The organism is Longitalea luteola (genome assembly GCF_017356035.1).
In the GTDB taxonomy this organism is placed as follows: Bacteria; Bacteroidota; Bacteroidia; order Chitinophagales; family Chitinophagaceae; genus Niastella; species Niastella luteola.
Genome location: NZ_JAFIQX010000005.1, coordinates 171811 through 184850 on the forward strand (window position 1 = coordinate 171811; position 13040 = coordinate 184850).

A 13040-nucleotide genomic window follows, 5' to 3' on the forward strand; every position below is an offset into this window, starting at 1 on the left:
AAGGTAGAAAGATTTATCGGATTTTACAAATATGTTATCGCCTGGTGCTAACGGTGTTTACATATACTTTTTCGTACACCGTGTAAAACAGCAGCAGCGCCAGCACAAATAACACGGTCGCAATAAATGAACCTTCCAGTCCGAAGACGCCGCCGGTCAACCACCACGGTCCCTGTAAGGCAGGTTGCAATAAACCCTGTAAGGGTAAGCCGCTAACTTCGTAGCCGAGCACAGGACCCTGAAAGAAGTTCCAGCTGAAATGGAAACAGATAGCAAACCAGAGATTGCGGGTATAGATGAAGTTCATACCCAGTAGCAGTCCGGCCAATAATAGATTTGCAGCGGCGACAGATGTGATACCCGGGTTGCTTCCATGGGCCAGCGTAAAGAGCGCGGCGGATACGGCCAGGGCGGCCCATTTATTCATCGATTCCATCAGGTTGTTGAGGATATAACCCCGGAAAACCATTTCTTCCATAACAGCGATCAGTGCCATCATAAAGAACCCAACCAACAGGTCGCCGGCATCCAAATGAACAGCTGTCCATTCGAGATTATTGGTAGCTACCAGTACCAGGGTCGCAACGCCCAGCAATGTTATGCCAAGGCTGAAGCCGGTAAGCGCATCCGCTTTATGCGGATGCCAGGCAAATCCCAGGCTTTCAGGCGGTTTCTTATCTATATAGCGCCGGAAGATGACCGTTAGTGCAATGGAAAGAGCGGCCGTGATGAAGAGAGAAAGAACAACTATTTGCAGCATCAGGTCTTCCCTGGGCGTTTGGGCGCCATCCGTTGCAGCAGGTACAATGATGATAAAGCTCGCCAGTACGCCGGCCACCAGGGAGCACACCATAAAAGCGAACAGCAGCAACAGGGCGCGCAGCCAGCCTTGTCTTATCACCGGGGTCAGCGTACCAGCGGTCATAGGTTAAATAAGTTGAACGATAATTGAGTTATCTTGCCAAAAATACAGCTTACATGTTTACTAACTATAGTTTTACCGTACAGGAAAGGTTTTTACGATATGTACAGATAGACACACAAAGTGATCCGCAATCAACTTCCTGCCCCTCTACTGAAAAACAAAAAGACCTCAGCCGCCTGCTTGTGCAGGAGTTGAAAGCCATGGGCATTAGCGATGCGCAGCTCGATGATCATGGGTATGTCTATGCCACCATTCCGGCCAATACCACAAAGCAGGTGCCTGTTATTTGCTATTGCTCGCATGTTGATACGGCGCCTGATTGCACAGGCCGGGGCGTGAAACCGATCGTTCATGCCAGCTATGATGGCGGCGACATTGTATTGCCTGATGATCCGTCACAGGTTATTTCGCCAAAGGATCATCCCTATTTGCTGAAGAAGAAAGGGGAGGACATCATTACTGCCAGCGGCACTACGCTGCTCGGAGCCGATGATAAAGCAGGCGTTGCGGTGATCATGGATATGGCGCATTTTTTTATGACCAATCCCAACGTGCCGCATGGTACCATCAGGATCCTGTTCACGCCTGATGAAGAAATAGGCCGTGGAGTTGATAAAGTCGATCTCAAAAAGCTGGGCGCCCAGTATGCCTACACCCTCGATGCCGGGGAGCGTGGCGCTTATGAAGATGAAACATTTTCGGCCGATGGTGTTACCATCACCTTTCATGGCGTCAGTGCCCATCCGGGTTATGCTAAAGATAAGCTCGTGAATGCGATGAAAGTGGCTGGCGCTTTTTTGGAGTCATTGCCGAAAGATAGCCTGTCGCCCGAAACAACCGAGAAACGCCAGGGCTTTGTACATCCGGTACGGATCAATGGCATTGCTGAAAAGGTGACGCTGGAGTTCATCATCCGCGACTTTATTACGGCTAAACTGGCCGAGTATGAAAACCTCCTAAAGGAGAAGCTCGCACAGACCCTGCAACGTTTTCCCGGCGCAAAAGCCGATTTTGAGGTGAAAGAGCAATACCGCAATATGAAGGAAGTGCTGGATAAACATCCGCAGGTATCGGCTTATGCAAAAGAGGCCATAGCGCGGGCCGGCGTACCGTTGATTGAAATGAGCGCCCGCGGCGGAACGGACGGGTCGCGACTGTCATTTATGGGATTGCCCTGTCCAAACATTTTTACCGGCGAGATGGCATTTCATGGCAAACATGAATATGTGAGCGTACAGGACATGCAGAAGAGCGTAGAAACGATCGTGCATCTGGCTTGTATCTGGGAAGAAAAAAGCTAGTAACTTACGACAAGTTAGTTTGAAGGTAGTAGGAAATAGTTTCAGGTTACAGGTTACATGTTTCAAGGAATGCCCTGTAACCGGGAACCTGTAACCTGTAACTTCATACATATATGAAATGTCTCTTTGTTTGCTGCATATTGCTTTATTGGCGGGCGATTGCTTATACTCAAAACCTGTTGGCGAACGGCGGCTTTGAAGATGAGAATATATGCATTGAATATATCAAAAATTGTGCACCTGAAGCCTGGATAGCTACTTCTTTAACCGCCAACTATTATTTCGACGCTACCCAGAAAGGGGCCGCCAAAGCCCACACCGGCACTCATTTTATCGGACTTACCGCCGGCAGCCTGTCCATGGAGGGCATCCGGAATTTTGTGAGGACCCGGTTATTATGCGGACTGCGGAAAGGACATCAGTACAGGTTGAAAATGTATATCCGCTCGCCGCATTCCATTCTCGATAGTATTGGCGTCTACTTCTCCGAGCAGGATTATTTATACGAGAAAAGATATTTCAAGCTCATTACACCGCAGTTGTGGAGCATCAATGGTATGGATACAACCATCAGGAATCCTGCGGTATGGCAAAAAGTGGAATTTTTATATACGGCAGATGGAACGGAAGGTTATATCGCTATCGGCAATTATAAACGGAACGATTATACCGGTATTCAACACGCGGAATACCGACATGATTATTATTTTTTCCTCGATGATGTGTCGCTCACGCCGGTTGATAGCCAGGAAAAAATATGCTTGCAGGCCGATAGTGTGCGGCGCGCTATTTATGAAGAGAACGAACGGCATAGTTACCTGGTGCGAAAAGTGTATCAATACCGCCGCAACCCACCACCCGTATTGCCTTTGCCAAAGACTGCCCACAGGAAAGCGCAACACATAGATACGCTGGTTATACCGGATATCTTTTTTGCTACGGGCAGTTACCAATTATCGCCGGTGAGTTATCATTTGCTCGACAGCTTCGCCAGTAAATTGTCGTTACCGGTGATTGATTCAATGGTCGTGGAAGGCCATACAGACAGCATCGGGAAGCTGGCATATAATGAAACGCTGTCGCTGAACCGGGCTGAGTCGGTCAAAATGTATCTGGCAGGCAAAGTGCGCGGTCTCGATGTTAAGACCACCACGCGTGGCTTTGCCTACCGGCGGCCGCTGGCGAGTAACAAAACGCCCAAAGGAAGGCAGCTTAACAGGAGAGTAGAGATCTTTCTGTATAAAAATGATAAGTAAAGTTTATAGGTAAAAAGCTAAGGCGACCATTCACCATTCACCATGCAAAAAAGCCACCGAATTTTATTCCGATGGCTTCTTTCATCCAAATGGTGGTACGGTTTTACTGTTTTATCACAGTTTTACTAAACATGTCCTGCCCGCTTTTATAAACAATATGGTACAGGCCGCTTGTAAATCCACTCATATCTACGTTTGAAATAACCGCATTGGCAGATAATCTTATATCTCTCATCAGCTGGCCGTTGACGCCTGTAATTTGAATATGACCATTCGCGCCGGCTTTCGGGTGCTGGATCATCAGTATATTTTTCACCGGGTTAGGCGACAGGCTGATATGCATACTGAGCCTGCTCCTGAGACTAATGATATAACTCAGTTTATAGGTGCCGTCTGTTTCAACCATTTTCAATCTGTAGTAGCTATGCTCAGCAACAGGTTGTATATCGGTAAAGCTGTAGGTGCTCAAATTGGCAGCTTTCACTGAACCGATAGCTTTATAAGTTCTGCCATCCGTGCTTTTTTCTATGATGTAGCTGGTTATGCCGCTTTCTTCTTCAGTATTCCAGATCAGTTTTGTGCTGAGGCCCTCTTCGCTGGCATTAAAGCTGGTGAGGCGAACGGGCAGGGGAGCGCCGGCGGGGTTCAGGAAGTTCCAGGCGTCAGCTGAAGTAGCGGCATACGTTACCCGGAAACCATCAAAAGAAGCATTGGGTGAATCTTCGTCATGGCTTTGCGCTATTCCCATGGCATTGATGGTAGAACCAAAGTTTACTTCATTACCATTGAGCATAGCGGCGCCGGTGACGCCTGTAGCCGTGGTTGTAGACGGTTCAGTAGAGAGGTCTGGATTTACCCACAGATAAGCATTGTCGTTATCGTTACCGCCCTGGGAGATGGTGTATCTGATAACTATTAAATAGGTTGTATTAAAGGTATAAGCCGCGCTCGTGGATGTATAAACAGGCGCCGTTTCGTCCCCGGTGGCAATACCAAACTGGAGCTCACCGTTAGCGCTTTGTTCCTGCGCAATGAAAAATCTTAACGGCCGGTCAGCATCGCCGGTATTGAAAAGTGCAATGCTGTGATCGGGGCTTTCATTCAACAGCTCTGCGTTCGACACCCGCACTACAAAGCTCATATAGAATGTTTGGCCACTGGAAGTAGATACGCCTGTAAAGCATCTATAGGGATCTTTACCGTTCTCTGTGGCTACAGTTATGTATTCCGAGCCACTGGTATAACCCGGATAGATCAACGGGGAAGTGTTGGCAACCTGTACATCAGGAGTGCCTGTAGTTGTTGTCCAGCTACCCTGGGTTCCCAGGTCGCCTGTGTTATAGCCGGTAAAGTTTTCAAAAAATGCAATTTGTGCATTTGAGGTAATGGCAATAGCAGATACCATGACTAAAGAGTAGATCTTTTTCATTTCAATTGATTTTGGATAAATAAAAATTAGGGATGGCCCCAGAGGAATTGGAGGAAATGCTTTTCTGCTACGTTTGTAGAAAAGATTACAGGGAGGTCTTCAAAAGGATGAATGAAAAGAAATATCTTTTGAAGGTTATGATTTGGTAATGGTGGAGTTTCTAAAGGATGTGTGGTAGAAGTAAGCTGGTGTAAAAGTATAATGCGTTTTTTTGAGATGCAATAGGGCCTGGGCTTTCTTGATATTGATCAAACCTGCGCTACATACGCGTTCAAAGTTTAAAGTTCATAGTTCAAAGTTCATAGTTCAAAGTTCATAGTTCAAAGTTCATAGTTAATTGTTCAACTATGAACTTATGAACTAAATAACTGAGGAACTGAATAACTGAATAACTATTCATTAAGCAACTTCTTCCTGATAGACTTCATGATCAGCTCGGCATGCTCGCGGCTGTTCTCGATAAACCATACATGCGTATTCATGCCGCCGCAAACCACACCGGCCAGGTAAATATTCGGCATATTCGTTTCCATGGTCTCGGGGTTGTATACAGGCTGCAGCACTTCATCATCCGATAACTGGATGCCTACCTGTTGCAAAAAACTACAGTTGGGCTGATAGCCGGTCATGGCGATCACATAATCGTTATCAATGGTTACCATTCCATCGGGCGTAAGAATGTCTACCTCTTTTTCGCGAATGGCCTTTAACGTTGAGTTGGTATATGCTTTAATGCTGCCTTCTTTAATGCGGTTTTCGATATCGGGCTTTACCCAGTATTTCACCCGTTTCCCAATGCCTTCATGGCGAATGACCATACTTACCTCGGCGCCCTTACGCCAGGTTTCCAGGGCTGCATCAACCGCCGAGTTATTGGCACCAACGACCAGTACTTTATGCATGGCATAGAAATGCGGGTCTTTGTAATAGTGAACCACCTTGGGCAGGTCTTCCCCGGGGATATTCATCATGACGGGAATATCATAAAATCCGGTGGCGATCACCACAAACGTAGCCAGATAGGTTTGTTTAGTGGTAATTACCTGGTACTTACCATTGGTGCCGGTAATGTCTTTTACTTCTTCCTGCAGGTGAATGGTGAGTTTTTTGCTGGTAGCAACCCGCCGGAAATATTCCAGGGCTTCTGGCCGGGTTGGTTTAATGTTGTTGCTTACAAAAGGAATACCGCCGATCTCCAGTTTATCGGATGTAGAGAAGAACGTCATATTGATGGGGTAATGGTAAAGTGAGTTCACCAGGCACCCTTTTTCCAGTATGCAATAATGTAAACCTGCTTTTTTCGCTTCCAGGGCACAGGCCAAACCAATAGGTCCACCCCCCACGATAATAATGTCAAATTGATTGGTTGAATTCATTGTGCCAAAGTTAATTCTTAGTTCTTTAGATGTTCAATGCTTACTTGCGTGATATGTATTCTCAGGGTTGTGGTACATGTTTTTGGTTCCGGGGCCCTGAAAAACAGGAAATCCGCCTGTCATTTGCATTTTGCTCCTGAGCTCCGGAACCTCTACCTGTTAACCTGCAACTTGTGTTCCATCATTTGCTGATTTTCCCATTTGCATATTTGCACATTTGCCGTACTTTCATTAATTAAAATTTAATCTTATGGATTTGTTAGCGTCCTATTGGTATGTCATTGTGATCATACTCTTTTTATTTGCCGGTTTAAAAACCATCAACCAGGGCTTTGTCGGGGTAGTGACCATGTTTGGTAAATACCGCAGGGTATTAAACCCTGGCCTGAATTTTTTAATACCCTTCCTGGAACAGATCAGCCGCCGGGTAAGCATCCAGAACCGTTCCGTTGAAATGGAATTTCAGGCGGTGACTTCTGACCAGGCCAATGTGTATTTTAAAAGCATGTTGCTATACTCGGTGCAGAATGCCGATGAGGAGACCATCAAAAAAGTAGCTTTTAAGTTCCTGAGCGAGCGCGATCTGATGCAGGCGCTTACCCGAACCATTGAAGGTACCATCAGATCGTTTGTGGCCACAAAGCGCCAGGCCGAGATCCTGGGCCTGCGCAAAGAGATCGTGGAATATGTAAAAGAACAGATAGACCATTTGCTGGAAGAATGGGGCTATCACCTGCTCGACCTGCAGATCAATGATATTACATTCGATAAAGCCATTATGGACAGTATGAGCAAAGTAGTGGCCAGTAATAACCTGAAAGCCGCGGCAGAAAATGAAGGGCAGGCCCTGCTGATCACCAAGACCAAATCGGCCGAAGCGGAGGGGAATGCCATAAAAATAGCGGCTGAGGCTGAACGTACAGCGGCCCAGTTACGCGGTCAGGGAGTAGCGTTGTTCCGTGAAGAAGTAGCCCGTGGTATGAGCCAGGCTGCCGAGCAAATGAAACAGGCGAACCTCGATACCAATGTGATCCTGTTCAGTATGTGGACAGAAGCCATTAAGAATTTTGCCGAAGTGGGCAAGGGCAATATTATTTTCCTCGATGGCAGCAGTGAAAGCATGCAGCGCAATATGCAACAGATCATGGCTATGATGCAGATGAAGGGGGATACGCATCACGGCCGGAATTAACGATTTGTTGGCTGTACAATTATGACTATCAGGTGATTCAATTAGCAAACTTTTAAGAAATATTAAATCGTTCGATTCGTTTTAGGCACACATTTGCCTACATTTACACCATTGTTGAGTTTTTACTTTCAAACTATTAAAAATGAATTGGTTTTTTTTACAAGTTACCAATCCCGCTACCACATCCGTCGCCGATTCTTTAGCAAGAGCCACTCCAGCTGGCGCACAGGACGCTCAAACCATGAATGTAATGGAGCTCCTGGCAAATGGCGGTCCCCTCATGATTCCCCTGGGATTATTGTTCGTGCTGGCCGTATTCTTCTTTTTCGAAAGGCTTATAGCCATTCGCAAGGCCAGTAAGATAGATCCTAATTTCATGTATATTATACGGGATAATATTTTAAGCGGAAATGTATCTGCAGCCCGGTCAATGGCTAAAAATACCCAGAACCCTGTTGCCCGCATCATTGATAAAGGATTGCAACGGATCGGCAAACCCATCGATGCCATTGAAAAAAGTATGGAAAATGTAGGCGTTCTTGAAGTGTATAAAATGGAACGTAACCTGTCGGTGCTGTCACTGGTGTATGGTATTGCACCCATGTTCGGGTTCCTGGGAACTATCTTTGGTATGCTGCAATTGTTCTATAATATCAATGCATCGGGTGAGTTCACCCCTGCCCAGATCGCCGGTGGTATCTATACGAAAATGATCACCTCGGCGGCTGGTTTGATCATCGGTCTGCTCGCGTATGTAGCATATAACTTCCTCAATGCGCAGATAGACAAAACGGTGAACCGCATGGAAGTGGCCAAAGCCGAATTCATGGATATCCTGCAGGAACCAACGAGATAGGTCATGCGATCTTCAACGTTATACATTATACCTTAAACGTTTTTAAAATGAGTATAAGAAGAAGACTCAGAACACACTCGGAGATGCATGCAGGAGCGTTGAACGATATCCTGTTCATCCTGTTGTTCTTCTTCCTTATTGTATCCACTTTGGCCAATCCGAATGTGATCAAGCTGTCGCAGCCAAAGGCTAAAAGCGATACCAAAGCCAAACAAACGGTTATTGTGAATATTAAACCTACCGGTGAATACATCATCAACGGTAAACAGATCTCTATTGAAGAAATGACGGCCTTCATTCAGCCTTATGTGCAGAAAGATTCAACGCAGGCGACAATAGCGATCAATGCCGACAAAACGGTGCCGCTCGAAAACGTAGTGGCCGTTATGCGTGTGGCCAGAAACCTCGGCGCAAGATCTACTTTGCTGGTAGACACGAAGACCAATTAGTTAATTAGATAATTAGATGATGTGATAATTTGATAATGGAAAACAAAATACAATTAGCTAATTGGCTAATTAGCTAATGTGCTAATGTGCTAATGGAATACACAAATGCAATTTGATAATTAGATGATGTGATAATTTGATAATGGAAAACAAAATACAATTAGCTAATTGGCTAATTGGCTAATGTGCTAATGGAATACACAAATGCAATTAGATAATTAGATGATGTGATAATGTGATAATGGAAAACAAAATACAATTAGCTAATTGGCTAATTAGCTGATGTGCTAATGGAATACACAAATGCAATTAGATAATTAGATGATGTGATAATTTAATAATGGAAAACAAATACGATTAGCTGATTAGCTGATGTGCTAATGGATACAAAAGCTCCTTGATTTATTGGAACTGTATTAATTATCACATTATCAAATTATCACATTATCAAATTATCACATTGGTTTTCATTAGCACATTGGCCTTGATCATCCTGTCTTTCCCCTGAAGATCCTTCTTCACTTCCGCAGCAAACCCTTTCGATTCAAACAGTTTTTTAGTGCTTTCGCCCAGGTCTTCATGAATTTCAGCAATGAGGGCGCCGCCGGGTAACAAATGCAGTAACGCAAACCGGGCAATGGCCTCATAAAACAACAGCGGATCGTCATTGGGCACAAACAATGCCAGGTGTGGTTCGTAGGCCAGTACATGCTGTACCATGCTGCTTTGATCACTTTGCGGGATATAAGGCGGGTTGCTCACGATGAGATCCACCGCCGGTAAAGATGGCCAGGTGGCGGTATCCAGAAAATCGGCGTGCAGAAAATGAACGGCAGTTCCATGCGCCGTTGCATTGCGGGCAGCTACCGAGAGCGCCGCTGCGCTCACATCACAGGAATAGATCTCCGCCTGGGGTAGTTTCTTTTTTAATGCAATGGGTATGCAGCCGCTGCCGGTGCCTATATCAAGTATTCTGAGGTCGGAAGTAGGAGGTGGGAAGTAAGGCGGGTTTTCATTCTTCTGGTCTCCTGACTTGTCCGCCGGCGCCTTGCCGTAGGTAGATTGCAGGTCGCCTGTTCCTGGTCCTGTATTTCTTGCTTCATACTTCATACTTCTTGCTTCTGAAAACACCCACTCCACAAGCTCCTCCGTTTCAGGCCGGGGGATAAGCACGTTCTCATCAACATAAAAAGACATACCGCAGAACCAGGCCTCGTGCAGCACGTATTGCACCGGTTTATGCGCCAGCAGTTCGCTGGTATATTGCTGCAGCCTCGTTATTTGCTCAGCCGTCAGGGGCGACTGTTTATACATAATGCGGTCGATCTTCCGCAGGCCGGTAACAGATTCCATCACCCAGTCGGCAATATTGGCCGCCTCGCGGTTGTCGTACAATGCATACAGGGAAGTCTGCAACTGCTGCTGTGCTTCATGAAGGGTCATAAGGGCAAAGATGAGGGTATTTTAGTGTATATTTGCGGCTTTAATTTGGTTTCAGGTTACTGGTTTCAGGTTGCATGGATTGCATGTTGTGCCCATTTTTTGAGTTTCGGAAATATAGCCCTGTAACTTGTACCTGGAACTTGTAACACTTGAATAGTCACGACCAGTCTCCATTGAACACGCACGAATCGTATATGCAACGTTGTATCCAGCTGGCCGCACAGGCAGCAGGATACGTAGCGCCCAACCCGATGGTGGGGGCCGTGCTGGTGCATGAAGGCCGCATTATAGGGGAGGGGTACCATCAGGTATATGGCGGTCCGCACGCAGAAGTGCATTGTGTAAATTCGGTAAGGGAGGCAGACAGGCATTTGATCCCCCAATCGGTAATGTATGTGTCGCTGGAGCCCTGTGCTCATTTCGGCAAAACACCGCCCTGTGCCGACCTGATCATTGAAAAAAAGATCCCCGAGGTGGTGATCGGTGTACGTGATCCCTTTAAACAGGTTGATGGCAAAGGGGTCGAGAAATTGCAGGCTGCCGGTGTACGGGTTACCATGGGCGTATTGGAGCAGGATTGCAAAACCCTCAATAAACGGTTCATTACTTTTCATAAACAGCACCGCCCGTATATAATTTTAAAATGGGCACAAACGGCCAATGGAAAAATGGCCGGTGAAGCTGGTGCTGAACGGCTGTTGATCAGCAATGCGTTCACTAACCGGCTGGTGCATAAGTGGCGCAGCGAGGAAGCGGCGATCCTCGTAGGCACCAATACCGCCCTGTTCGATGATCCGGCACTGACCACCCGGTTGTGGAAGGGACCTGATCCCGTGCGGCTGGTGGTAGATATGAACCTGCGGCTGCCCTCATCCTTACAGTTATTTAACGGCCAGGTGCGTACGATCGTTTTTAACAGCCTGCAGCATCAGGAAAAGGATAACCTGATGTATTACCAGGTAACGCAGGACGTAAACCTGGTTCACCAGGTGCTGCAGGCGCTGTACCAGTTGAAGATCCAGAGTGTGCTGGTTGAAGGCGGCGCTCAATTGCTGCAGTCATTCATCGATGAAAGCTTGTGGGACGAAATTCGGGTGATCACCAATAATGAACTGGTGGTGCCGCATGGATTACCTGCCCCCCGTATGCATACCGGCCGGCTGCTGCAACAGGAAACATTGTATTCAGATTCACTCCAATATTTTGTGAACCCGCAAACCCTGGTTCAGTGAGCAGTTTATTATTTCTCATTGCCAGTATTATACTTACTGCCTGGTTGACCATTGCCTTTAAAATAGTTGGACGGTTAGGCATCAATAACCTGCAGGCTATTGTATATAACTATACAGTGTGCGTAATAACAGGCAGCTTCGTGAACGGTAGTTTTCCGGTGAACGCTTCACTTGTTCAACAACCCTGGTTTTACTGGGCATTGGTGATGGGCGCCTGTTTTATTTCGATGTTCAACCTGGCGGCTTTTACCGTGCAGAAAATTGGGGTAGCCGCTGCAACGGTTGCCTACAAATTATCGATGGTAATACCCTTTGTGTTTTCAATTTACCTGTACAACGAAGAAGCTACAGCGTTGAAGATCGCAGGGGTTGCGCTGGCGCTGCTGGCTGTCTGGTTCACCACAAGACCCAGTCAGCAGGAAAGAAAAGGCAAAAAGCTATCGTGGGTATTGTGGGCCATGCCGCTCTTGTTGTTTGTGGGCAGCGGCCTGCTCGATGCCATGATCAAATATGTTGAACAGGCATTTATAAACCCTGCTAACCAGGATGCTTACCTGATCACTGCTTTTTGTGTGGCAGCCAGTATAGGAATAATGCTGTTATTATTCCTGTTCGTGACCGGCAGGCAAAAAGTGTCGGGTAGAGCAATGGTGGCAGGCATCTGTATCGGTGTGCCGAATTATTTTTCTATCTGGTGTTTGCTGGGAGCCCTGAAAGGATATGCCCGCAACAGTTCGGCCATTATTCCCATTAATAACATGGGAATTGTATTGTTCACGGCCATGGTGGCCTGGCTGGTCTTTAAAGAAAAGCTGTCGGCCATCAACTGGCTCGGAATTGTTCTGTCGCTGGTCGCTATCGCATTGATCGCCTATGGATAGTGTACCCGCAGTCAGGTGTGCCACACTTTAAAAGTGTGGCACACATCAGCATCTTTCAATTTGAATCATTTATGACCGACTCCGAATTTTTCTATACGATCGATAAATCCGCAACCGCAGAATTCAAGGATCGCGGCAGCAAATTCATTGCCTATACGTTTCCCATACAATCTGTTGAAGATTTTAAAAAGAACCTGGAAGCGATCAAAAAAGAGCATCCCAAAGCCACGCATCATTGCTTTGCCTATCGCATCGGGCTCGACAATAATACCTTCCGCGTAAGCGACGACGGCGAACCTTCGGGTACGGCCGGAAAACCCATTCTGGGCCAGATCGATAGCAAAAAGCTCACGAACATCCTGGTAGTGGTGGTGCGCTACTTCGGCGGCACCCTGCTGGGCGTACCGGGTTTGATCAATGCCTACAAATCAGCCGCTTCCATGGCGCTCCAGGTAACGCCTATCATTCAAAAACCTATCGAGGTAGTATATACCCTCCAGTTCGATTACACGCAAATGAACGAGATAATGATGCTCGTAAAGCAGCTGAATTGCCAGGTGCTGGAAAAGGAAATGAACCTCTTTTGCCAGATGGTAATTGGTATTCCAAAAGGCAGGATCGAAGAAGCGTTGTATAAGTTCAGTGAGATCAGGAATGTGGAGGTAATGAAGAAAAATTTGTAGTATCTTTCTCCTGACTG

General features: G+C 46.5%; 12 protein-coding genes. 8 read left to right on the top strand and 4 right to left on the bottom strand.

Translation table 11 applies throughout. From position 1 onward, the window contains the following. Window positions 1–34: 34 nt before the first annotated feature. Window positions 35–925, bottom strand: a complete 891-nt coding sequence (locus JUB15_RS14760; RefSeq protein WP_207513259.1) for a CPBP family intramembrane glutamic endopeptidase — start codon at window positions 923–925, stop codon at window positions 35–37. 53 nt (window positions 926–978) lie between these two features. Between JUB15_RS14760 and pepT the strand changes: the two genes are divergently transcribed. Together pepT and JUB15_RS14770 are read left to right on the top strand one after the other, a co-directional pair. Then, on the top strand, window positions 979–2226 hold the full coding sequence (pepT, locus tag JUB15_RS14765) for a peptidase T (protein ID WP_207513260.1): 1248 nt from the start codon (window positions 979–981) through the stop codon (window positions 2224–2226). A 113-nt stretch (window positions 2227–2339) separates the two neighbouring features. Continuing rightward, on the top strand, window positions 2340–3482 hold the full coding sequence (locus JUB15_RS14770; protein WP_207513261.1) for an OmpA family protein: 1143 nt from the start codon (window positions 2340–2342) through the stop codon (window positions 3480–3482). A 103-nt stretch (window positions 3483–3585) separates the two neighbouring features. On the opposite strand, the gene JUB15_RS14775 is transcribed toward JUB15_RS14770, so the two are convergent. Next, a complete protein-coding gene (locus JUB15_RS14775) occupies window positions 3586–4911 on the bottom strand; it encodes a T9SS type A sorting domain-containing protein (RefSeq protein ID WP_207513262.1) in 1326 nt (441 codons plus the stop codon). A gap of 392 nt (window positions 4912–5303) precedes the next feature. Beyond that, window positions 5304–6287, bottom strand: coding sequence for a YpdA family putative bacillithiol disulfide reductase (locus JUB15_RS14780; protein ID WP_207513263.1), 984 nt, complete (start codon window positions 6285–6287; stop codon window positions 5304–5306). A 250-nt stretch (window positions 6288–6537) separates the two neighbouring features. Here JUB15_RS14780 and JUB15_RS14785 point away from each other — a divergent pair, with 250 nt between their 5' ends. From JUB15_RS14785 to JUB15_RS14795, 3 genes are all read left to right on the top strand, one after another. Then, complete coding sequence (locus tag JUB15_RS14785) at window positions 6538–7479, top strand: SPFH domain-containing protein (protein WP_207513264.1); 942 nt, start codon at window positions 6538–6540, stop codon at window positions 7477–7479. A gap of 142 nt (window positions 7480–7621) precedes the next feature. Next, the gene (locus JUB15_RS14790) at window positions 7622–8335 is read left to right on the top strand and encodes a MotA/TolQ/ExbB proton channel family protein (RefSeq protein ID WP_207513265.1); all 714 of its coding nucleotides are present in this window, start codon (window positions 7622–7624) and stop codon (window positions 8333–8335) included. A gap of 47 nt (window positions 8336–8382) precedes the next feature. Continuing rightward, window positions 8383–8784, top strand: a complete 402-nt coding sequence (locus JUB15_RS14795; RefSeq protein ID WP_207513266.1) for an ExbD/TolR family protein — start codon at window positions 8383–8385, stop codon at window positions 8782–8784. A gap of 447 nt (window positions 8785–9231) precedes the next feature. Here JUB15_RS14795 and JUB15_RS14800 read toward each other — a convergent pair whose 3' ends face one another. Next, window positions 9232–10227 (bottom strand): N5-glutamine methyltransferase family protein, encoded by a 996-nt coding sequence (locus JUB15_RS14800; protein WP_207513267.1) that lies wholly within the window; start codon window positions 10225–10227, stop codon window positions 9232–9234. A 149-nt stretch (window positions 10228–10376) separates the two neighbouring features. On the opposite strand from JUB15_RS14800, the gene ribD reads away from it, so the two are divergent. The 3 genes from ribD (at window position 10377) to JUB15_RS14815 (ending at window position 13023) form a co-directional block, all read left to right on the top strand. Then, entirely contained in the window at window positions 10377–11459 is a 1083-nt protein-coding gene (ribD, locus tag JUB15_RS14805) for a bifunctional diaminohydroxyphosphoribosylaminopyrimidine deaminase/5-amino-6-(5-phosphoribosylamino)uracil reductase RibD (RefSeq protein WP_242696353.1), read from the top strand. Beyond that, entirely contained in the window at window positions 11456–12340 is an 885-nt protein-coding gene (locus tag JUB15_RS14810; RefSeq protein WP_207513268.1) for a DMT family transporter, read from the top strand. The genes ribD and JUB15_RS14810 overlap by 4 nt, the downstream gene beginning before the upstream one ends. A 71-nt stretch (window positions 12341–12411) precedes the next feature. Beyond that, complete coding sequence (locus JUB15_RS14815) at window positions 12412–13023, top strand: YigZ family protein (RefSeq protein WP_207513269.1); 612 nt, start codon at window positions 12412–12414, stop codon at window positions 13021–13023. The last annotated feature ends 17 nt before the right edge of the window (window positions 13024–13040 follow it).

Bases quoted from the DNA above. Each gene is read 5' to 3' on its own strand.
- JUB15_RS14800 (WP_207513267.1), bottom strand. From the start codon at position 10,227: ATGACCCTTCATGAAGCACAGCAGCAGTTGCAGACTTCCCTGTATGCA.
- JUB15_RS14760 (WP_207513259.1), bottom strand. From the start codon at position 925: ATGACCGCTGGTACGCTGACCCCGGTGATAAGACAAGGCTGGCTGCGC.
- JUB15_RS14790 (WP_207513265.1), top strand. From the start codon at position 7,622: ATGAATTGGTTTTTTTTACAAGTTACCAATCCCGCTACCACATCCGTC.
- JUB15_RS14785 (WP_207513264.1), top strand. From the start codon at position 6,538: ATGGATTTGTTAGCGTCCTATTGGTATGTCATTGTGATCATACTCTTT.
- JUB15_RS14815 (WP_207513269.1), top strand. From the start codon at position 12,412: ATGACCGACTCCGAATTTTTCTATACGATCGATAAATCCGCAACCGCA.
- JUB15_RS14780 (WP_207513263.1), bottom strand. From the start codon at position 6,287: ATGAATTCAACCAATCAATTTGACATTATTATCGTGGGGGGTGGACCT.
- JUB15_RS14775 (WP_207513262.1), bottom strand. From the start codon at position 4,911: ATGAAAAAGATCTACTCTTTAGTCATGGTATCTGCTATTGCCATTACC.
- JUB15_RS14770 (WP_207513261.1), top strand. From the start codon at position 2,340: ATGAAATGTCTCTTTGTTTGCTGCATATTGCTTTATTGGCGGGCGATT.
- pepT (WP_207513260.1), top strand. From the start codon at position 979: ATGTTTACTAACTATAGTTTTACCGTACAGGAAAGGTTTTTACGATAT.
- JUB15_RS14795 (WP_207513266.1), top strand. From the start codon at position 8,383: ATGAGTATAAGAAGAAGACTCAGAACACACTCGGAGATGCATGCAGGA.